Here is a 21,372-nt window from a genome sequence, read left to right as displayed (position 1 = left end):
AGCGCTTACTAATGTCCCATGCAACGCAATTTTTGAATCCGACCACGCCCGCCGTTCGCCTCAACTCCCGCGAAACACCGGCTTGCGCTTGCCACGAAACGCCTCGACGCCCTCGCGGAAATCATCAGAAGTGCGCAAACGGCTATAGCAGTGCCCTTCGAGTTCAATCGCGATCGACAGCGGCGCGTCCTCGGTATCGTTCAGCAGCTTCTTCGCGGTGCGTTGCGCGAGCGGCGAGAACGCGCGCAGTTCATCCACCAGCGCGTCGGTGGTCGCTTCGAGTTCGGAGTCGGCCACGCATTCGACCGCGATGCCCCACTCGTAAGCCTGCTTGCCCGGAATCCGGCGCGAGCGCATTACGATGTCCTTGGTGCGGCCGATGCCGACCATCTGCTGCAAACGGGCCGAGCCGCCCGACCCCGGAATCTGGCCGAGCTTCTGTTCCGGCAGCGCGTAGAACGTCGTGTCGGTGGCAATGCGGAAATCGCACGCGAGCGACAGTTCGAAACCCACCCCGAAGCAGAAGCCGCGATTGGCCGCGATCACCGGCTTCGAGCAGCGTGCGGGCGCGGCAATATTCCAGGCGAGCTTCGACACGGTTTCGGGCGATGCTTCGAGAAAGCCCTTGATATCGCCGCCGCTCGAAAAATGTTCGCCTTTGGCGCGCACCACGATCACACGCACGCGCGGATCTTCGTCGAGCGCCTCGAAAGCGGCGCGCAACTGGTCGCGCGCGTGCATCGAAATCACATTCAGCGGCGGTCGGTGCAGGATGATGTCGGCCCGCTCGCGTTGCGCGTCGATCTCGATGGAAAAGCCGTCGAGATCCTGCAGCAGGCTCTGGCCGCGGTGGGTCAGCTCGGTCATGAGTTACTCCTTGGTGGTTTGCGTGGGAGGTGCGATGGCTTCGCCGTGCGTGTCGCGCTGGTACTCGCCCGCGGACAGCTTGCGGCGCAAAATCTTGCCGACCGGCGACTTCGGTATGTCGTCCACGAACACGTATTCGCGCGGACGCTTGAAGTTGACGAGCTCGGAGGTGCGACAGTGCGCGTCGAGCGTGTCGGCGTCGACGTAATCGCGGCGTTTGACGAAAGCGACGACGCGCTGGCCCCAGCGCTCGTCCTTCACGCCGGCCACCGCGACTTCGTCGACCGCGGGATGCAGCGACAGCACCGACTCGATATCGACTGGCGAGATGTTCTCGCCGCCGCTGATGATCATGTCGTCGACGCGGCCCGATACGTACAGGTCGCCTTCGGCGTCGAAGAACCCGGTGTCGCCGGTGAAGTACCAGCCGTCGCGCAGCGACTTGGCGTTCGCGTCGGGACGATTCCAGTAGCCTTCGAAAGCTTCGTCACCCAGCAGGTCGGCGATGATCTGGCCTTCTTCGCCCACTTGCGCGAGGTCCTCGGGCGTATGGGCGTCGAGCGTGACGACGCGCAAACGCGTGTTGATGCCCGCGCGCCCCGCACTGCCCGGCTTGCGCGTGGCGTCCTGATCGATGCTGAAGGTGTAGACCTCCGACGAGCCGTAGTGGTTGACGAACAGGTCGGGTTCGAACGCCGCCGAGAGGCGCTTGAGCAAACCGTCGTTCATCGGCGCGCCGGCGAAACCCAGCTTCTTCACCGTCGACGTATCCGTCTCGGCAAAAGCCGCATCGGCCAGCAGATCGTGATACAGCGTCGGCACCAGATAGAGGCAGGTGAGCTCGTGCCGCGCGATCGCATCGAGTGCGAAGCGCGCATTCCAGCGGCGCACGCAGACGAACAGGCCGTCCACCAGCGCCATCGAGAGCAGCGAGCGCACGCCCATGGTGTGATAAAGCGGCATCACGCCGAGCGTGCGTTCGCCGTGTCCGTACAGATTCTGCGCGACATGGGCGAGCGCCGCGGCGCGTTCATGACGATGACGGCGCGGCACGCCTTTGGCCTTGCCGGTGGTGCCCGACGTGTAGAGAATCAGCGAATAGTCGTCGGCATTCGCGCAGGTGCGACCGGCGTTCAGCGAGTTCTGCGTGCTCTGCGCCATCAGCGTTTCGAAGCTCGCGGTGCCGCCTTGCGCGCCGTCGAGACCGATGCGCGGCAGCGCTTGCGCGGCAGGACTTTGCGCGACGGCCTCGGCGCTAACCGGCTCATAGACGATGGCCTTCACCCCGGCATCCGTCACGCAGTACTCGAGTTCATCGGGTTTGGCGCGCCAGTTCAACGGCACGATCACCACACCGGTGAACTGACAGGCCCAATGCAGGGTCGCCATTTCCCAGCGGTTTTGCAGCACTACCAGCAAGCGGTCGCCATGCGCGAGACCGAGCGAGCGCACGCCTTCGGCAACCTTCAGGATGAGGCGGTGCCACTGCGCATACGTCAAGGCGAGTTCGCCGTCGACCAACGCGAGCGCGTTGGGGCTGCGCTCCACGGCTTGCAGAAAAGTTCGGCCGAGGTCAAGCATGAGCGGCCTCCACGCCCGAGTCGGCCGTCTTGCCTTGCCGGCGCCGCGCCGCCACGTCGAGCACTGCGGCGACGATCGGCGTATAGCCCGTACAGCGGCACAGATGGCCCGACAGCATGTCGCGCACTTGGGCTTCGCTCGGATCAGGCACGCGCTGCAAATAGTCGGCGCACGACATCAATATCCCGGCCGTGCAGAAGCCGCACTGCAACGCGTGATGACGCTGGAACGCCTGCTGCAGATCGCCGAGCTTCAGGTCGGGCGCGAGTCCCTCCACCGTGTCGATGCGGCGGCCGTCGGCCTGCACCGCCAGCATCAGGCACGAGCGTCCCGCCACGCCGTCCACGTGCACCGTGCACGCGCCGCACACGCCGTGCTCGCAGCCGACGTGCGTGCCGGTCGCGCCCAGTTCGTGACGGATGAAATCCGACAGCAGTTCACGCGGTTCGCAATAGCCGCTGCGTTCATGGCCATTGAGCGTCAGCGTGACGCATTGCCGTTCGCCCTGCCGCATCACGTGCACGACATTGCCGTTCGATGTGTTGCTCACTTCGCCTCCTCGATCACGCGCCATCCCAGTTGCCGGACCAGATGCCGGCGATACGCCGCACTGATATGCGCGTCGTCCTGCGCGCCCAGCTTCCAGCTCAAATCGTTCAATGCGCTGCGCAGATCGTCGTCGCGCAGACGCGGCCATTGCTCGACCACCGGCCGGTCCGCGACGCCGCCGACCGCGAGGCGGATCGAATCGCTCGTGACGACCGCCGCGCAGGCGACCATCGCGAAGTCGCCGTGGCGCGCGGAGAATTCCGTGAAGCCGTAGCGTTCGCCCGGCCGCTTGAGCGGAAAGCGCACGGCTTCCACCAGCTCATCGGGCTCACGCGCGGTCATCAACATGCCTTGGAAAAACTCGTGGGCTGGCAGCACACGGTGTTTCCTTTTCGAGCGCAGCAACACGTCGCCGCCGAGTGCGGCCAGCACCAGCGGCAGTTCCGCGCTCGGGTCGGCATGGGCGACCGAGCCACATACCGTGCCGCGATTGCGGATCTGGAAGTGCGAGATATGCGGGAACGCCATGGCCAGCAACGGCACTTCGTCGCGCAGCGTCGCGCGCCATTCGACGCTGCCTTGCGTCGCCGCCGCGCCGACGATCAGCAAGCCGGCCTTGTGATCGACGCGCACCGAGTTCAGCTCGTCGGTGCGCGAGATGTCGATCAGCACGCGCGGCTGCGCGAGCCGCATGTTCAGCACCGCCATCAGCGACTGGCCGCCGGCCAGCACGCGGGCGTCCTCACCGCTTTGCGCGAGGGCGTCGAGTGCATGCTGCGTCGTCATGGCGCGCAGATAATCGAACGGTGCGGGTTTCATGACTGTCTCCTGAAACGGGCCAAGACGCGCGAGAGCCACGAGCCGCCGGTGTGAACCGGCTTGCCCGCCGCCTGACGGCCGAGCGATTCGAACAGTTGCCGCAACACGACCTTGGCCGCGCCTTCGAGCATGCGTCCGCCCACTGCCGCGACCTTGCCCGACACCTGGGCTTCGTAGTCGTAGGAAAGACGCGTGCCGCTTTCGCTCGGCGTCAGTTCGACGAGGCCGCTGCCGCGCGCGCTGCCGAGCGACGACATGCCCGCGCCCGCCAGACGCAGCCGATGCGGCGCGTCGATTTCCGACAGGCCGATCTTTGCTTCGAAACGCGCCTTGATCATCCCGACGCCGACCGTCACGTCGGCGCGATACTGGTTCGTGCCTTCGGCTTCGAGCGCATGGCAGCCGGGTATCACTTTGGCGAGCGCGTTCGGATCGAGCAGGACGGCAAAAATCGCTGCCGGCGATGCCGGCAAATCCACGCTGCCTTGCGCGGTGAGCGCCTTGCCGCCACCCGGCGTCGCCGGTTTGGTCGCGGGCGCCTCACGCAACTCGGGACGCGACGGCTCCGGATCGTCGATGCCGATCAGCGCCATCACTTTCGACGGCGTTAGCGGCAAGCGAATATCGTCAACCCCGAGCGCATCCGCAACCGCATTGGCGATGCACGGCGGCGTACTCATGTTGTTGCCCTCGCCCAGTCCTTTCGCGCCGAGCGGCGTGAACGGCGACGGTGTTTCCAGATGCACGATCAGCGGATCGGGCACCTCGCAGGTGGTCGGCATCAGATAGTCGGCGAGCGTGCCCGACTGGAAGCTGCCGTCCGCGCCGTAGCGGAATTCCTCCATCAACGCCGCGCCGAGTCCTTGCGCGAAGGCGCCGCGAATCTGGCCGTCGGCGAGCGCGGGATTGAGCAGCGTGCCGGCGTCATGCGCGGTGACGTAGCGATCGATCCGCACGCGGCCCGTGGCGCGATCCACTTCGATTCCACACATGTCGAAAGCGAAACCGTAGGCCGCCGACGTATTGATGCGGTCGTTCTCGTCCGGCGCGGCCATGTTGGGCGGATTCCAGAACACCGTCTCGCGCAAGCCCGGCTCTTCGCCTTCGGGCAACAGCGCGGGCGCCCAATGGGGTGCATTGGCGGCGACACGGCCGAACGGCTGCGCGCGATCTTCTGCGCCCTTCGCAAAGATGCGGCCTTCTTCAAAGCGGATCTCGTCCGGCGCGCAACCCAACTGCTTCGACACGATGCGCGCGATCTTGTCACGCACGCGCACGGCCGCGAGATGCACCGTGCCCGCCACCGCGCCGGCGAAGCGGCTGGAATAATTGCCTGCCGCCACCGACCACGCGTCCTTGTGCGTATCGAATTCGACATTGACGACGACGTCATGCGGCGACACGCCGAGCACGTCCGCAACCACTTGCGCGCACACCGTCATATGCCCCTGGCCCGCGGGCGTTGATGCAATCGTCACTACCACGCCGCCGAGCAGATCGACGCTCACGGTCGCGCTCGCGATCGCGCCGCTCTTCGGCCCGGCTTTTTTGCGCGCCTCGGCGGGCATCACGGTCGTGATGTAGCCCATGTTCGACACCGACGGCTCGACGATCGCCGCAAAGCCGATACCGTATAGCCGCCCTTGCTGGCGTGCCGCGTCGCGGCGCTTGCGCAGTTCTTCGTAATTGCCTTCGGCGAGCGCGCGGCGCAATGCTTCCTGGTAATTGCCCGAGTCGAGCAGCGCGCCGGCCGCGGCACGATATGGGAACGCATCGGCGGCGACGAAATTGCGGCGGTACACGTCGAGCACATCGAGCTTCAGTTCGAGCGCGATGCGCTGCATCAGCCGTTCGAGCGCGAAGTACACCTGCGGTCCGCCGAAGCCGCGCACCAGACCCGTCGGCGTCTTGTTGGTCAGCACGACGCGGTTGCGCACCAGCAGATTGTCGATCGCATAGGCACCGGTCAGGCAGCCATGCATGCGGTAGAACGTGGCCGGTTCCGGCGCGCGCAGATAGCCGCCGCAATCTTCGAGCTGGTCGTAAGCGAGCGCCGTAATGCGGCCATCGTTTTCCACGGCCGCTTCGAGCGTCGAAACGCGCGCGGTCGCGGAGGTCGCCGCGCTCAGATGTTCGAGCCGATCCTCGACCCATTTCACCGGCGCGCCCGCTTTGCGCGAGGCGAGACACATCAACACGACGTACGGAAACACGGCCTGCTTCACGCCGAAGCTGCCGCCCGAATCGCGCGGCGCCTTGTGCCGCAAACGGTTGGCCGGGATGTTGAGCGCCATCGCCATCACTGCGTGCAGCGAGAACGGCCCCATGAAATTCGATGTGACGTCGTAGCCTTCGTCGCCGGCCAGATACTCCGCGATCACCACGCCGCATTCGATCGGCGCGCAGCTATTGCGCGGATAATGCGCGACCAGTTTCACGCGATGCGGCGCCTGCTCGAACGCGGCTTCCGGCTCGCCGTAGCGGAAGTGCCGGTCGCTGATCACGTTGCTGCCCACTTTCTCGTGCAAGACCGGCGACTGATCGCTCGCCGCCTGTTCGATCGACGTGACCGGCTCGAGCATCGCGTACTCGACCTTGAGCAGATCCAGACCGTCTTCGGCCAGCGCGCGCGATTGCGCCAGCACCACCGCCACCGGTTCGCCGACATAGCGCACGCGGTCCATGGCTAGCGCCCACTGTTCCATCGGCGATTTCACGCCGACCACGAAGGGCCGTGACCAGGCGCGCAGGTCGTCGCGGGTCAGAATTGCGTGCACACCGGGCAGTTTCGACGCGGCTTCGGTATCGATCGACACCAGTTCCGCGTGCGCGTGCGGCGAGCGCAGGATCGCGGCGTGCAGCGTGCCGGGCCGGATACCGATGTCGTCGCCATAACGGCCGCGGCCGGTGAGAATCGCTGGATCCTCCAGACGCTCCATCGGGCGGCCTAGATGCCGCTGCGGGCGATTCTCCAACGCCGGCTCAGCGGGGCGTTCCTGGGTCGACGCGTCGCCCGAATGGAGCAAGTCGCGCTGATTCATTCGTCGTCTCCAGAGCGGCGCGCCGCGAATTCGTCCGCGAGTCCGCTCCAACGCTGCGCGATCTCCCGATGCTCGATCCCGAACAGATCGAGAATACGGCCTACCGTGTGATCGACCACGTCCTCGATCGTCCTGGGATGCGCGTAGAAAGCGGGCACCGGCGGCATGACGATCCCGCCCATCTCCGTGACGGAAGTCATGTTGCGCAGATGCGCGAGGTTGAGCGGCGTTTCGCGTGCGACCAGCACGAGCCGGCGGCGCTCCTTGAGCATCACATCGGCGGCGCGCGTGAGCAGGTTGTCGGCGAAACCGTTGGCCACGCCCGCGAGCGTTTTCATCGAGCACGGCGCGATCACCATGCCCGCCGTGATGAACGAACCGCTCGCCACCGCCGCGCCAATGTCGCGCACGTTGTAGACCACGTCGGCGAGACGCTCGAGGTCGCCGCGCGTCATGCCGAGTTCCTGCGCCGCCGTGACCGCGCCGGAGGCCGACACGATCAGATGCGTTTCGTGCGTGCCGAGGCGGCGCAACGCCGCCAGCAGACGCACGGCGATCAGCGCGCCGCTCGCGCCGGAGATGCCCACGACGATGCGCTGAGGCTGGTGTCCGTGATCAGCCATGCGCGCCGCCCAGATACGTATTGAACGCGGTGTTGTCGGCGGCCACGAGTGTCTCCAGATTCACCGTGTCCTGCCCCGGAATGCACACCCGTGTGAACACGTGCGACGGATACACCACGGGCCGCGTGGCGTCGAGTCCCATCTTGGCGCTCACGCCTTGCAGATGCGGCGGCGCGTCCTCGGGCTGACCGACGGTGGTGGACGGATCGAGCGGCGAGCCTTGCGCGCCTTCGATCACGACGAGGTCGCGGTCCGCCTGGAAACGCGTGGCGATGGCCCATTCGATTTCGGCCGGATCGTGCACGTCCACATCGGTGTCGACCACCACGACCTGCTTGATGTCGTAGTGCGCGCCGAACGCGCACAGAATCACATTCTTCGCTTCGCCTTCGCGCTTCTTCTCGAACTGCACCCACAGGTGATAGCGGCACACGCCGCCCACGGACAGATGCACGTCCTTCACGTTGGGATGACTACGCTGCAGATGCGCGAGCAGCGTCGCCTCGCGTGGAATCGCGCCGAGCAGCAGATGTTCCATTTCCGCCGGCACGATCGTATGAAAAATCGGCTTCTCGCGATGCGTCACCGCGGTGACTTCGATCACCTCGCGCGCTTCCTGCGCGCTGTAGTACTTCGGGAATTCGCCGAATGGGCCTTCCAGTTCGCGCACGTTGGGCAGAATGCGCCCTTCTATCACGATCTCGGCGTAGGCCGGCACGTCGACGCCGTTGCTCACGCATTTGACCACCGGCAGCGGCGCGCCATGCAGTGCGCCGGCGATTTCGAGCTCGTCGGAATCGATTGGGGAGATGGCTTGCGAGGCGAGCATCGTCAGCGGATCGACGCCGATCGCGATGGCGACGTCGAGCGCCTCACCCGCTTTTTCCGCGGCTTTCTGGAAGGCGTACAAGTGGCGCGGCAGCAGCAGGATCGCCATGCGGTCCGGTCCATGCACCTGAATGCGGTTGATCGACACGTTCTGCACGCCGGTACGCGGATTACGCGCGATCACGAGACCCGCGGTGATATACGGCCCGTTGTCGTGTTCGCTGTGCGTGGGAATCGGCAGCAGCTGGTGAAGGTCGATGCCGCTGGTATGCACGACCTGCTGGCAGGGCGCCTCGGCGCGAGGAATTTCGTTCGAGGGAACCGGCTGATCGGCCGCGTCGCGAAAGCGCGCGAGCAGATCGGCCTCGGCCACGCCCATTGCTTCGGCGATCCAGCCGCGGCGCGACATGAAACCGCTGACCACCGGCACGTCGTGACCGCCCGGCTTCGTGAAGAACGCGGCTTGCGTGCCGTCGAGGCGCTTCGCAATCGCGGCGAGTTCGTGTTCTAGCGCGACCGGTTGATCGATCGTGGCCAGCCGGCCTGTATGCGCCAGGTGCGCCAGCCAGTCACGCAGCGTGAGCACACCGGACGGGCGACCCCACGTCAGGTGGAAAGTACCGTGCGATGCGGCATCGCGAGTATTCATTTACGTCTCCATCCGTGCCCCGGCTTCATGTCCGAACCGGACGGCCAGTTGATGACGGAAGCGTAACGAGATCGGCTTATAACTTCTAATATTGATTATTGATGCGCTGGATCATTCCTGATGATATGCGTGTTAGCACCAATGACAGGCAATTGTAGGCAGGATATCAATGGAGACCGCGAGCCACCGCGCGGGTCGCCGACCATGGCGGAGGGCCGCAGCCACGCTTTACAGGCATTGGTGGCGCGCGGCTCCCGTTTTCATCTGATACGGCGCGCCGTTCTCATTACGTTTGCTGATGTTTTATTCATACCAACATGGACCTCAGGCAAATCCAGTATTTCATCGCGCTCTTCGAGGACGGTTCGGTCACGCGGGCGGCAAAACGCCTGAACATCGTGCAGCCCGCGCTCAGCATGCAGATCGCCAAACTCGAGGACGAACTGCACCAGCAGCTCTTCGAGCGCAACGCGCACGGCATGGCGCCGACAGCGGCCGGCCGGCTGATGTACCGACTGTTTCTGCCGATCATGCGCGATCTCGCGCACGCCCGTCAGCAACTCGTGCAGCGCGACGAGGTGGTGACCGGGCATGTGTCGATCGGGCTGATCGCATCGGTCACGGAAAGCGTGCTGGCCGATGCGCTGTCGCGTTTCCACGCGCGTTACCCCCATGTCGAAGTGACCGTGGCGGACGGCTACAGCGCGACTTTCATCGACTGGGTGGCGGGCGGCCAGCTCGACGCGGCGCTGATCAACAAACCGCGCGCACGTCTTTCACTCGATGCGCAGCCCTTGCTCGACGAGGAAATGGTGCTGGTGACGAGCGCCGCGCACGGACCCGAGTTGCCGCACGCGATTGAACTCGCGCAACTGCCGGAACTGGAACTGGTGCTACCGACCAAGCGTCACGGCTTGCGGGGCGTGCTCGATACGGCTGCACAGCATGAAGACGTGCTGCTCGCGCCGCGCTTCGAGATCGACGTGTTGAGCACGATCGTGAAACTGGTGGAGAGTACCCATTTCGCGACCATCCTGCCGCGTATCGCCGTGCAGCGCGGGGTGCGCCAGGGCAGCCTGCGCGCCTATCCCATTCTCGCGCCGCGCATCGTGCGGCATATCGTGTGCGTGACCCATCCGCGACGCCCGTTGAGCGCCGCGGCGGATGCGCTGGTGTCGATCATCGCCGATGAATTGCGCCAGGTGTCGAGCGCATCGGAACTGGACGCGACGCTGAGCCCCCCGTCTGGAGATGCGTCGAGCGAGCCACCTATGGCGCTTTCGTCCGGGAAACATTAGGCCCTCTAGTGCCGGCGCCGACCGCAAAACTACCCGGCCAGCACATCTGCAAACCCGCCGACCCGCACTCCCGCCGCGCGAATCGCCATGGCGACCTTCGCCGACAACAGCGCCTGCAATTCCGCCTCGTGCCGGTAATCGCGCATGCCGTCGCTCAACGCCCGCTCGCCCGCCACCGCCGGATGGCAATAAATCTCCCCCACCCCATGCGGCAGATCGGCGAGCGCCGCAAGCCACGCCACCTCGTCCATCCGCCCACTATTCGCGATCCCAACCACATAATCGTTATGCGCGATGCCCGCGCGATCCAGACGCGCCTCGACCCGCGCGATCCACGGCCGCAACCATAGCGGCGCATTCGCTTCGAACGGCAAGCGCATGGCCTTCATTCCGTATTCGCGGCCGATGTCCAGAATCAGCCCGAGCACCGTCGGGTGCAAATGAAAGTGTTTGTGGGTGTTGACATGATCGAGCGTCAGACCGGTGTTCGCGAAGGCCTCGAACTGCGCGCGAATTTCCCGTGCAAGCTGCTTGCGCACGTGCGGCAAGAAAAAGAACCTCACGCCGTCCCACGCCATGTTGCTGCCAAAGCGGCCATGTTCGTCGACCAAAGCCGCAATCCGCTCGCGCGGCGCGCTCGCGACGCCGTCAGCCAGCACCAGATGCAGACCGACCCGCAGTTGCGGCAACGCACGCGCGCGCGCCACCGCGTCGCCGGCGGCCGGCGCGCCGACCATCAGGCTCGCGGCGCTCAGCACGCCGTCGCGATGCGCGCGCTCGACCGCCTCGTTCACGCGCGCGTGCAGTCCGAAATCGTCGGCGGTCACGATGAGTCCGCGCGGCTTAGCGACCATCGGACGCCTCCGCGACATCCATCACGTTCATCGCGCCGCCGCGCGCCGCCCTCGACGTGGAAGTCTCGACGGGCACGCGCGCACCGCGCCACACCACGTGCGAGCCGAACGCGCCCGCCAGCCACTGCAACGCCAGCAAGGCATCGCGCAAGGGCACGAGCGGCAGATCACGCCAGAAAGTATGCCCATGACGCGCGGAGCGCCAATGCAACAGCAGACGGGCAGCGAGGCCGATCGTCGTGCTGGTTGCGCACGTGAGTTCGGCCCACACGTGGGCCGCATGGGACGTATTCGCAGCAAGGCTGGCGGTGAGCCACGCGCCGGTCAGCAGCCAGGGCGTGGGAAAGGTGATGAAGAGGAACGCGAAGCCGAGCGGGTTCACCGAGCGGATCGTGCGCAGCCAGCGCGTTTCGCGCTGCCACAGCGCGGAGAACGTCGGCTCGATCACATCGGTGGCCACGATCACGCGCGAGAGTACGGTTTGCAGCCCGAGGGCGCGCACGTGTTCGGCCAGCCAGTAATCGTCCGCGAGACAGTTTTTCAGCACCTCGAAACCGCCGATGCGCTCGAGCGTCGCGCGCCGCAAAGCGAGTGTCGCTCCGAAGCCGAAACTGCGCGAACCGGCCGCGTGCGCGACACGCACCGACGGCGCGAACCATTCGTTGATGAAGAGCGCGCCCACGCGCGGCCAGAAACCGCCGACACCTTGGGCCACGTAAAGACACGTGACCACGCCCACGCGCGGATCCGCGAGCGGCGCGGCCACGCTGTCGAGATAATGGTCTTCGACGGCAATGTCGCTATCGGCGATCACGATCACCTCATGGCGGGCCCGCTCCGCCATGTTGATCAGATTGCTGACCTTGAGATTGCTGCCGTGCACGCGCGTATCGATCGCGAGTTCGATGTCGTGCAATGGATAGGCCGCCTGAAGCCGGCGGACCACGGCAATGGCCGGGTCGTCGGGCGAGGACACGCCGAGCACCAGCTGGAAGTATCCATGGCGCTGCTCGCAGAAGGTCCGCAGATTTTCATAGAGCCGTGGCTCGGCGCCGCACAGCGGCTTGAGCACGCTGACACCGACATGTTTGAAGGGATACACCGGATGCGCGTTGCGCGAAGCGCCTTGAGCAGGACTACCCGCTACGTGCCGGCGAGAGGCATAAAACGGCATCGCAACCGCCGCCAGCAGCGCGTACAGCGAAGCGCCGACGCATCCGCCGAGCAGAACCCATTGGCATGCTGTTAATGCGTGCGCCGCCATCGTCCCATTCCGTCAATGCTCGGCGAGCACGAACGGTCTGCCGGTCAGGCGCAGATGAAGAATCACGAGCCAGCGCCGTGGACAGTTCGAGGCGACCGCGACAGACCGTGCGGGCCGGCCGGCGCCTGTGGCGTAATGACCCTGCAGAGCGAAGTCGAAGGCGGCGTGCGCGAACTGGCGCGTGACGATCACACCGCTGACAATCACCGCCACGGCCAAAAGCCGGAACGGCATGGAACCAAAGGCGTGCTCCGAAACCGGCCACACCAGCAGCCCGAGGCACACGAGCAACTCCGCGCCCATGGCCGTAAGCGAAGCCACCAGCAGGTGGGCGCGCAGCATATCGACGGTGACTGGCTTCATGACTCGGTCTCGTTGCCTGACGAAATGCCTGGCGCCTTGCCTCGGCGCGACCCGTCGGTCCGAAAAACGGCCGACCGTCCATTCCATCGAGATGCCTACGATTGAACTGCAAAGACGTTGCAACAGACGCGAGACCGCGTGCTTGCAATGGCGCCGCGGCAAGGATCTGTTGATGGCCGATAGTAGCGATTCAAGCTGAAGGAAACCTTAAGGAAGAAGGCGTATAAAGCGTGTTATGAACAGCATGGTTAAACTTCGGGCTGCGGTTCGACACCTGACCTGCCGGCCGCCATGCAAAAAACATCGAATGGAACGAATGGACCCATGCGCGTACTCCTCGTAGAAGACGACGATCTGATCGGCTGCGGTGTCGAAGCAGGACTGCGCCAAGCCGGCTTCACCGTCGACTGGGCCCGCGACGGCCACAAGGCCGGTCTCGCGCTCGACACCACCGCGTACGCGCTGGTGGTGCTCGATCTCGGGTTACCGCGCGTATCGGGCATGGATCTGCTCAAACGGCTGCGCGATTCGGGCAAGCACGTGCCGGTGCTGGTCCTGACCGCGCGCGGCACGGTGGTCGATCGGGTCGATGGCCTCGAAGCGGGTGCCGACGACTACGTGGGCAAGCCTTTCGACCTGACCGAGCTGATCGCGCGCTGCCGGGCTCTGCTGCGCCGTGCGCAAGGCCGCAGCGTCGAGCAGATCCGCTATCAGGACCTGACGGTCAATCCGGCCGCTCAAACCGTCGAAGTGGGCGCGAAACGCGTGCCGCTCACCTCGCGCGAATGGGCCATCCTGATGCAGTTGCTGACCAACCAGGGCATACCGCAGTCGCGCTCGCGTCTTGAAGAAAGCCTGTATGGCTGGCAGGAAGAAATCGAGAGCAACGCGATCGAGGTGCACGTGTCCAATCTGCGCAAGAAGCTCGGCGCGAAGCTGATCAAGACGGTGCGCAATATCGGCTACGTGGTGGAGAAAGAATGATGGGCGCGTCGATCCGTCGGCGGCTCGTGCTGCTGGTTCTCGCGAGCATCGTGCTGATGTGGGGCATTGCGCTCGTGTCCAGCTATCGCCAGGCCGTACGCGAAGTGAGCGAATGGGAAGGGGCGCGGCTCGCCGAACTCGCGCAGATTCTCGCGCTGCTCGATGAGCGCAATCTGACCACGCTCGCCAACGCCCGCATCGACGTGCGCGAAGAAGAAAGAGGCGGTGAGCCCGGCGCCAACGACAGCGACGACGACGATTCGCTGCCGCGCGACGCCCTCTTTCAGGTGCGCGGCGCGAACGGCGAGGTGCTGGCGGGCAGCCCGCAATTGCGCGCGCTCAACGCATGGGATCTACCGGTGCCGGCTGCGAGCGGCGCGCAGGACATCACGCTCAGCGGCCAGATGTATCACTCGTTCACCTTGCGCGACACGCTGCTCGGGCACACTGTGCGCGTCTTCGAACCGGCCAACACGCGCAGCGACCTGGTGAGCGGTGTCGCGAGCCGCATCGCCCGCCCCACGTTGATCGCGCTGCCGGTGCTGGCGGTGCTGGTGTGGTTCAGCATCGGCTGGAGCCTCGCGCCGCTGCGGGTGCTCTCGGGGGCGATCCGTACGCGTGGCGTGAACCGGCTGGAACCGGTCGATATCGGCCGCGCGCCGACCGAGGTGCGACCGCTCGTCGATGCGATCAATCTGCTGCTCTCGCGTTTGCTGCACTCGCTGGAGCGCGAGCGCGCGTTCACCGCCGACGCCTCTCATGAACTGAAAACGCCGCTGGCCGCGATCAAGGTGCAGGCACAGGTCGCACTGGCCGAAACGGACGAAGCGCGGCAACGGCTGGCAATGGAACGCGTGGTGCAAGGCGTCGATCGCAGCGCGCGGCTCGCGGAGCAATTGCTGCTGCTCGCGCGTCTGGACGCGCACGAAACCATGTCGACAGCGCCGCTCAAACCCGCCGTGGTGGCAAAAGACGCGCTGCTCGCCAACGAGCGCAACGCCCAGCAGAAAAACATTCACGTCATGCTAAAGGGCGACATGCGCGCCGAGATCAACGCGGAGCCCGTGCTGATCGGCATCCTGCTCGACAATCTGCTCGATAACGCGATCAAGTACGGCCGCGCCGGCGGCAGCATCGAAGTGGCGGTGCAGCACGCCGAAGACCGCGTGCAGGTGAGCGTACGCGACGACGGCCCCGGCGTCGCGCCCGACGATCTCGACCGTCTGACGAATCGTTTCTTTCGCGCCACCGGCAATCAGGCCACCGGCAGCGGGCTGGGACTGTCGATCGTCGCGCGAATCGCGGAGCACTTCGGCGCGAGCCTGCGTCTGGGTGCGGGCATTGGCGAACGGGGCCTCACGGTCGAGGTGTCGTTTCCCGCCTACGCTCAGGTGAGCTGAGAAGATCGCGACGCGAACTGACGGCGCGCCCTCCCCTCACCCGCAGTTGCTCGCTATACGCGCCACGACGTCCGCGTGCCCTGTCCGTTCGTCTCGCTAAGGTGCGCGCTCGAAGGCTCGCTGCGGCGCCCGATTCGACGACTCCGCGAACTGCCACGCAATCAGCCCCGGCACGAACATCACGAGGTCGCGAATGCGCCGTGCGCCGGCCAGCGCGAGACAGGTGGAGGGATCGAGGCCAAGCGCGCCGCCGATCAGAATGAAGCCGCCCTCCTGCACGCCGAGCCCGCCCGGCACGAAGAAGGCCGCGCTGCTGATCGCCTGGATCAGCGATTCGATCACCACCGCTTCGACGAGCGTGACGTGCACGCCGAGAAAGTACAGCGCGAGCCAGATTTCCAGCGAGGTGAGGAAACACTGCAACGGTTGCCAGAAGAACAGATAACGCAGCACCACGCCACGCCTGCGCCAGATCAGCTTGATGGCCTGATCGATCTGCGCCGACTGCCCGACCAGTGCGGCGAGCTTGCCGCTCGTCATATGATTGAGTGTGCGCGTGATGCGCTCGAACGGACTGGCGTGCTGCACGAGCGAGAACAGCACGAGGAGCGGCGTGAGCACCACCACGCCCCATGCCAGTTGTCCGGCGAGCCGCAGCGTGTCGGAATGCGCGTGCGCGAACAGGAAGCCGATGCCGACCATCGTGAAGAGCAACTGGCTGATCACCGTGAGTTGCATGTCGACGATGATGCTGCCCACCGCCGTGGACGGCCGCACGCCCCAACGCCTGAGCATGCGAAACGACACTACTTCGCCGCCGATGCGCGCCACCGGCAGCATGCTGTTGACCGATTCGCGCACCCACACGAGGTGCAGCATCTGGAACACGCCCGGACGGTTCGCGCCGCGAATCAGCGAACGCCAGTCGCACGCATTGGCGAGCATCGGCAGCACGTGGGCGAGCGCAGCCAGCAGCAGTCCCACGCCGGCCGCGCGCAGCGCGCCGAGCACGGCGGCGGGATTATCCTGCCAGACGAGCCAGAGCGAGACCAGCAGGCCAACTAGCGCGGCGACGCGGCCGAGGTGTTTCATCACGCGCCCACCTCGTACGCGCGCTTCTGGCGCGTTGCTTCGCGTTTGAAAGCTGCTTCGAAAATACGACTCATCATTGCCGATCCAGGCTGCCCTTCGTCCGTCATTCGTCCTGCGCCGCCGACAACAGGCCGTCGCCGTCCACCTTGAAGCTGAAGCCTCGCCAGATCACGCGCGACGACCAGAAGCTCGCGACGAAAATCGCAAACGATACGATATCCCATATTGGCAGCAGCCACAGGTCACGATGCGCCTGCTTCAACGCGCGATCGGACAGCAGCTTCAGGGCGAGCCGCGCGCCGACGGCGGCCAGCGCGAGCGACCAAGCCCACCAGCCGCCCGCCGAGAAGATAACCGCGAGCAATGCGAACGCGAACGGATGAACCAGTGCCGAGCCGAGATGGCCGAGCGGATCGATGCGGCGGATCGTGCGGCTCCAGCGCAACTCGTGCTCGATCAGCTGTGCCGCGCTCGCTTCGACACAGGCATGCGAGATGGTGAACGGCGGAATCACCACCTTCTCGCCGGTCAGCCGCACCGCTTCACCAATTGCGTGATCTTCCGCCAGATGCCGCACGAACGGCGTCAGGCCGCCGATGTTGTCGAGCGTATCGCGCCGCATCGCGATCGTCTGGCCGAAGCACGGACGCGCGAGCCCGAGCGCGAGGCCCGTCACGACGCCCGGCAGGAACTGATAGTTGGTCGCCTTGGCCGACAGGCGCGGCCAGAAACCGGGATCGGGCTGTCCGCGATACGCGCAGGTGACGAGCCCCACGCCGGGCTTCTGCAGTTCGCCGATCACGTGGCGCAGATAGTCCGCTCCGACGCTCACGTCGCTGTCGGCGAAGACAAGCACGTCGTGCCGCGCTTGCGGCAGCATATTGAGGATGTTGCTGATCTTGCGGTTCGGCCCATAGAGGCGCGCATCGGCCACTACGGTGATGTCCGCTTCGGGATGCAGGCGCCGCAATTCGTCGACGGCTTGCAGCGCGGGATCGGCGCAGTCGTGCACGCCGAACAGAAACTGCACGGGCCCCGGATAGTTCTGCCGGCAGAAGCTCGAGAGATTGTCGAGCAGCGCCCACTCGTTGCCGTGCAGCGGTTTCACGATGGTGACCGGCACGAAGTCGGTCGGCTCGGACACCGCGCGTTTGAAGAACCGTCCGATCAGCACACCGGCGAGCGCGGTGTAGCCGATGCCGAGGACCGCGCCCGCCGCGCACGCGCAGGCGAGCGTGACGGCGGCCAGATGCGCGGCGCTCACGCCTGGCGGGCGCGCAGGAAACGGAAGAATTCGACGCCTTCACGCAAGCGTCGCTTCATCATGTCCCAGCTCGTCAGCATCTCGCGCAATATTTCCCAGATCTTCGACGGCCGGAAATAGAAATGCTTATAGAAGCGTTCGAGCTGATGGTAGATCTCGTCACGCGATAGATGCGGATAGCCGATCGCCGCGAGTTGCACGCCCGACTTGCTGACGAGGTTGATCACCTTGTTCTCTTCGAGCCAGCCGTTTTCAACGGCCTCGTTGTAGAGCCTGGTGCCGGGATACGGCGCGGCGAGCGACACCTGGATCGTGTGCGGATTGATCTCCTTGGCGTATTCGATCGTCTTCTGGATCGTGTCCTGCGTCTCGCCGGGCAGACCGAGAATGAAAGTGCCGTGAATCTTGATGCCGAGCTTGCGGCAATCGTCGCTGAAACGGCGCGCGATATCCGTGCGCAGACCCTTCTTGATGTTCAGCAGAATCTGGTCGTCGCCGGATTCGTAGCCGACCAGCAGCAGGCGCAGGCCGTTTTCCTTCATGATCTTCAGCGTCGAGTAAGGCACGTTCGCCTTCGCGTTGCACGACCACGTCACGCCCAGTTTCCCAAGACCGCGGGCGATTTCCTCGACGCGCGGCTTGAAGTCGGTGAACGTGTCGTCGTCGAACATGATCTCCTTCACTTCGGGCATGTTGTCGCGAATCCACTTCACTTCGGCCAGCACGTTCTCGACCGAGCGCGTGCGGTAGCGATGGCCGCCCACGGTTTGCGGCCACAAGCAGAACGTGCACTTCGAGCGGCAGCCGCGGCCCGTGTAAATCGACACGTACGGATGCTTCAGATAGCCGATGAAGTAGTTGTCGATCTTCAGATCGCGCTTGTAGATGGGCGCCACGAACGGCAGCTCGTCCATGTTTTCGAGGATCGGGCGCGCTTCGTTGTGCTCGATCGAACCGTCGGCGGCACGATAGCTGAGGCCCTTGATCTGCGAGAACGGTTTGCCTTCGGCCACTTCCTGACAGGTGAAGTCGAATTCTTCGCGGCAGAGGAAATCGATCGCCTCGGTGGCAACCAGCGAATTGTGAGGATCGACGGCGACCTTCGCGCCCACCATGCCGATCAGTACGGACGGCTTGCGCTTCTTCAGGTCTTCGGCGAACAGGGCGTCGGTGGGAAAGGACGGCGTGCTGGTGTGGATCACCACCAGATCGTATTGCTGCGCAATGTCGAGCGTTTGATCCACCGACAGACCGTCTGCCGGGGCATCGAGCACGCGGCTGTCGGGCACGAGTGCCGCGGGCTGCGCAAGCCACGTCGGATACCAGAACGAGCGGACTTCGCGTTTGGCCTGATAGCGCGAACCCGCGCCACCATCGAAGCCGTCGTACGACGGCGCCTGCAAGAACAGGGTTTTCATGGATGCTCCAGCAAGCCTTGTATCGGCGCTTTCTGTTCAGTAACGACAAAAAATCAGAAATTTTGCCCGCCGGGCGGCGGGTAATCGCGCAAATACTACGGAGCAAAGCTGAAGGAAACCTTAAGGAAAATACCGGCCGGCCGCGCGCCTGTCACGCGCGAACCGGCCTTTCAGTTCAGACCGGCTTGATATCCGCCGCCTGCTTGCCCTTCGGTCCCTGCTTGATCTCAAAGCTGACCTTCTGATTTTCCTGCAAGGACTTGAAACCCTCGGAACGAATCTCCGAGAAGTGAGCGAACAGATCTTCACCGCCGTCGTCGGGGGTGATGAAGCCAAAGCCTTTCGCGTCATTGAACCATTTCACTGTACCGGTTGGCATGTCGATTCCTCGTGCATCTGGGTTGATTGGGCCGCACTCGCCGGGTTTCGCTCGCCGCTGCGAACGTTGCCTAACGCGCTGCTTCGCGTACCGCCTTGCGTACTGCTTTCGCCTGCTCGAGCCGGCTTTTTCCCTGCTTTTCTCTGCTTTTGCCTGCCCGAGCCGGCCTCCAGCACCATCCACGGCCGCGGGTCCGCGCCGGTTCCTGCCACTGCTGTTCGACTCTACGCTTCTTTGCGCGGCACCGCTTTGGGCAGTTTCCCGCTGTCGCGCCAGCCGCGCCGCAAGACGCGTGCCGCGCGGCGCGGCCGGGCCGGCCGTCGGTGCGATTTTGCACAATCAGATAAGATGATTGGTATCGGCAGTCCATCCAGGACCCGCGCAGATTCAGCCCCATGTTTGACGCGCGCGCGGCCTGTCGTCTTCCCCTATACAGGAACCCCAGCATGGCCATTTCGAGCTATACCGATACCCGACTTCTGATCAACGGCGAGTGGTGCGACGCCGCCAGCGGCAAGACCCTCGACGTCATCAACCCGGCCACCGGCCAGGCCATCGGCAAAGTGGCGCACGCCGGCATTGCCGATCTGGACCGGGCGCTGGCCGCCGCGCAGCGCGGCTTCGAAGCCTGGCGCAAAGTGCCGGCCAACGAGCGCGCCAACACCATGCGCCGCGCCGCCGCGCTGGTGCGCGAGCGAGCGTCGGACATCGGCCGCCTGATGACGCAGGAACAGGGCAAGCCGTTCGCCGAAGCGCGCGTCGAAGTGCTGGCGGCAGCGGACATCATCGAATGGTTCGCCGACGAAGGCCGCCGTGTTTACGGCCGCATCGTGCCGTCGCGCAACCTCGCGGCGCAGCAACTCGTGCTCAAGGAGCCGATCGGCCCGGTGGCGGCGTTCACGCCGTGGAATTTCCCGGTCAACCAGGTGGTGCGCAAGCTGAGCGCGGCACTCGCGTGCGGCTGCTCGTTCCTCGTCAAGGCGCCGGAAGAAACCCCGGCGTCGCCGGCGGCGCTGCTGCAGGCCTTCGTCGAAGCCGGCGTGCCGGCGGGTACGGTCGGCCTGGTGTTCGGCGACCCGGCTGAAATCTCCAGCTATCTGATTCCGCATCCGGTGATCCGCAAGGTCACGTTCACCGGCTCGACGCCGGTCGGCAAGCAACTGGCGGCGCTGGCCGGCGCGCACATGAAGCGCGCGACGATGGAATTGGGCGGTCACGCGCCGGTCATCGTGGCCGAAGACGCCGACGTGGCGCTCGCCGTGAAGGCCGCGGGCGGTGCGAAGTTCCGCAATGCCGGTCAGGTATGCATCTCGCCCACACGCTTTCTCGTGCACAACAGCATCCGCGAGGAATTCGCCGCGGCGCTCGTCAAGCACGCTGAAGGTCTCAAGCTGGGCGACGGGCTTGCCGAGGGCACGACTCTCGGGCCGCTCGCCAACGCGCGCCGTCTGACGGCAATGAGCAAGGTGCTCGACGACGCCCGCAAAACCGGCGCCAAGGTGGAAACGGGCGGCGAGCGCGTGGGCTCGGAAGGCAACTTCTTCGCACCGACCGTGCTGACCAACGTGTCGCTCGAAGCCGACGTGTTCAACAACGAGCCGTTCGGCCCGATCGCCGCGATCCGCGGCTTCGACACACTGGAAGAAGCGATCGCCGAAGCCAACCGTCTGCCGTACGGTCTCGCCGGCTACGCGTTCACCAAGTCATTCGCCAATGTGCATCTGCTGTCGCAGCAACTGGAAGTCGGCATGCTGTGGATCAACCAGCCGGCTACGCCGTCGCCGGAAATGCCGTTCGGCGGCGTGAAGGATTCGGGCTACGGTTCAGAAGGCGGCCCTGAAGCAATGGAAGGCTACCTGGTCACCAAGGCCGTATCTGTGATGGCGGTCTAAGGTTCGCGCAGGCGGCGTTGTCGCCGCCTTCCGCCAACGCTTCGTTACACTGCACCGGGTCCGTGAGCCGTCGCTCGCGGACCTTTTTTTGTCATGAGCACGGGCGAACCGGCAGCCACTACCCGCCAGCGCAAGCAACCACAGAGCAATCGCGCGACCCGCTGACGCCTGACCCCGCTTACGTCTATCAGGAACGCAAGCGAGCCG

Annotated in this window: 18 protein-coding genes; 4 read left to right on the top strand and 14 right to left on the bottom strand. The window is 65.1% G+C overall.

What is annotated here, in order from left to right:
- Nucleotides 1-60: 60 nt before the first annotated feature.
- Genes AC57B1_RS08465 through AC57B1_RS08435 form a run of 7 tightly spaced genes read right to left on the bottom strand, consistent with a single transcriptional unit; the run spans nucleotide 61 to nucleotide 8,957 of the window.
- On the bottom strand, nucleotides 61-867 hold the full coding sequence (locus AC57B1_RS08465; protein ID WP_496417226.1) for an enoyl-CoA hydratase/isomerase family protein: 807 nt from the start codon (nucleotides 865-867) through the stop codon (nucleotides 61-63).
- A 3-nt stretch (nucleotides 868-870) separates the two neighbouring features.
- Entirely contained in the window at nucleotides 871-2,448 is a 1,578-nt protein-coding gene (locus AC57B1_RS08460) for an AMP-binding protein (protein ID WP_496417225.1), read from the bottom strand.
- A complete protein-coding gene (locus tag AC57B1_RS08455) occupies nucleotides 2,441-3,022 on the bottom strand; it encodes a (2Fe-2S)-binding protein (protein ID WP_496417224.1) in 582 nt (193 codons plus the stop codon). Before AC57B1_RS08455 ends, AC57B1_RS08460 begins: the two co-directional genes overlap by 8 nt.
- Nucleotides 2,995-3,816, bottom strand: a complete 822-nt coding sequence (locus tag AC57B1_RS08450; RefSeq protein ID WP_496417223.1) for an FAD binding domain-containing protein — start codon at nucleotides 3,814-3,816, stop codon at nucleotides 2,995-2,997. The genes AC57B1_RS08455 and AC57B1_RS08450 overlap by 28 nt, the downstream gene beginning before the upstream one ends.
- Entirely contained in the window at nucleotides 3,813-6,857 is a 3,045-nt protein-coding gene (locus AC57B1_RS08445; RefSeq protein ID WP_496417222.1) for a xanthine dehydrogenase family protein molybdopterin-binding subunit, read from the bottom strand. The genes AC57B1_RS08450 and AC57B1_RS08445 overlap by 4 nt, the downstream gene beginning before the upstream one ends.
- A complete protein-coding gene (locus AC57B1_RS08440; RefSeq protein ID WP_408481554.1) occupies nucleotides 6,854-7,480 on the bottom strand; it encodes a UbiX family flavin prenyltransferase in 627 nt (208 codons plus the stop codon). Before AC57B1_RS08440 ends, AC57B1_RS08445 begins: the two co-directional genes overlap by 4 nt.
- Nucleotides 7,473-8,957 carry a UbiD family decarboxylase gene (locus AC57B1_RS08435; protein WP_496417221.1) on the bottom strand — a complete coding sequence of 495 codons (1,485 nt, stop codon included), beginning with the start codon at nucleotides 8,955-8,957 and terminating at the stop codon, nucleotides 7,473-7,475. The genes AC57B1_RS08440 and AC57B1_RS08435 overlap by 8 nt, the downstream gene beginning before the upstream one ends.
- 317 nt (nucleotides 8,958-9,274) lie before the next feature.
- On the opposite strand from AC57B1_RS08435, the gene AC57B1_RS08430 reads away from it, so the two are divergent.
- Nucleotides 9,275-10,255 carry a LysR family transcriptional regulator gene (locus AC57B1_RS08430; RefSeq protein ID WP_496417220.1) on the top strand — a complete coding sequence of 327 codons (981 nt, stop codon included), beginning with the start codon at nucleotides 9,275-9,277 and terminating at the stop codon, nucleotides 10,253-10,255.
- 29 nt (nucleotides 10,256-10,284) lie between these two features.
- Here AC57B1_RS08430 and hpnK read toward each other — a convergent pair whose 3' ends face one another.
- Genes hpnK through AC57B1_RS08415 form a run of 3 tightly spaced genes read right to left on the bottom strand, consistent with a single transcriptional unit; the run spans nucleotide 10,285 to nucleotide 12,736 of the window.
- Nucleotides 10,285-11,109: a hopanoid biosynthesis-associated protein HpnK gene (gene hpnK, locus AC57B1_RS08425; RefSeq protein WP_408350933.1), complete on the bottom strand. Its 825-nt coding sequence runs from the start codon at nucleotides 11,107-11,109 to the stop codon at nucleotides 10,285-10,287.
- On the bottom strand, nucleotides 11,099-12,373 hold the full coding sequence (gene hpnI, locus AC57B1_RS08420; RefSeq protein ID WP_496417219.1) for a bacteriohopanetetrol glucosamine biosynthesis glycosyltransferase HpnI: 1,275 nt from the start codon (nucleotides 12,371-12,373) through the stop codon (nucleotides 11,099-11,101). The genes hpnK and hpnI (AC57B1_RS08420) overlap by 11 nt, the downstream gene beginning before the upstream one ends.
- Before the next feature lie 12 nt (nucleotides 12,374-12,385).
- On the bottom strand, nucleotides 12,386-12,736 hold the full coding sequence (locus tag AC57B1_RS08415) for a hypothetical protein (protein ID WP_408350927.1): 351 nt from the start codon (nucleotides 12,734-12,736) through the stop codon (nucleotides 12,386-12,388).
- 324 nt (nucleotides 12,737-13,060) lie between these two features.
- On the opposite strand from AC57B1_RS08415, the gene AC57B1_RS08410 reads away from it, so the two are divergent.
- Together AC57B1_RS08410 and AC57B1_RS08405 are read left to right on the top strand one after the other, a co-directional pair.
- Complete coding sequence (locus AC57B1_RS08410) at nucleotides 13,061-13,720, top strand: response regulator (RefSeq protein ID WP_091793845.1); 660 nt, start codon at nucleotides 13,061-13,063, stop codon at nucleotides 13,718-13,720.
- Nucleotides 13,717-15,120: an ATP-binding protein gene (locus tag AC57B1_RS08405; RefSeq protein WP_496417218.1), complete on the top strand. Its 1,404-nt coding sequence runs from the start codon at nucleotides 13,717-13,719 to the stop codon at nucleotides 15,118-15,120. Before AC57B1_RS08410 ends, AC57B1_RS08405 begins: the two co-directional genes overlap by 4 nt.
- Before the next feature lie 96 nt (nucleotides 15,121-15,216).
- Here AC57B1_RS08405 and AC57B1_RS08400 read toward each other — a convergent pair whose 3' ends face one another.
- From AC57B1_RS08400 to AC57B1_RS08385, 4 genes are all read right to left on the bottom strand, one after another.
- Nucleotides 15,217-16,212, bottom strand: a complete 996-nt coding sequence (locus AC57B1_RS08400) for a flippase-like domain-containing protein (RefSeq protein ID WP_408481585.1) — start codon at nucleotides 16,210-16,212, stop codon at nucleotides 15,217-15,219.
- A 103-nt stretch (nucleotides 16,213-16,315) separates the two neighbouring features.
- Nucleotides 16,316-17,476, bottom strand: a complete 1,161-nt coding sequence (gene hpnI / locus AC57B1_RS08395) for a bacteriohopanetetrol glucosamine biosynthesis glycosyltransferase HpnI (RefSeq protein WP_408350920.1) — start codon at nucleotides 17,474-17,476, stop codon at nucleotides 16,316-16,318.
- Nucleotides 17,473-18,894 carry a hopanoid biosynthesis associated radical SAM protein HpnJ gene (hpnJ, locus tag AC57B1_RS08390; protein ID WP_496417217.1) on the bottom strand — a complete coding sequence of 474 codons (1,422 nt, stop codon included), beginning with the start codon at nucleotides 18,892-18,894 and terminating at the stop codon, nucleotides 17,473-17,475. Before hpnJ ends, hpnI (AC57B1_RS08395) begins: the two co-directional genes overlap by 4 nt.
- Before the next feature lie 175 nt (nucleotides 18,895-19,069).
- The gene (locus AC57B1_RS08385) at nucleotides 19,070-19,273 is read right to left on the bottom strand and encodes a cold-shock protein (protein ID WP_007181784.1); all 204 of its coding nucleotides are present in this window, start codon (nucleotides 19,271-19,273) and stop codon (nucleotides 19,070-19,072) included.
- A gap of 446 nt (nucleotides 19,274-19,719) precedes the next feature.
- On the opposite strand from AC57B1_RS08385, the gene AC57B1_RS08380 reads away from it, so the two are divergent.
- Entirely contained in the window at nucleotides 19,720-21,165 is a 1,446-nt protein-coding gene (locus AC57B1_RS08380) for an NAD-dependent succinate-semialdehyde dehydrogenase (protein ID WP_408298114.1), read from the top strand.
- The last annotated feature ends 207 nt before the right edge of the window (nucleotides 21,166-21,372 follow it).

The sequence above is a fragment of the Paraburkholderia sp. BGA-UO-ETr-F21 genome, assembly GCF_059567925.1.
Note: the sequence above shows the minus strand (reverse complement) of the source record. Positions and strands in the feature narration are given on the sequence as shown.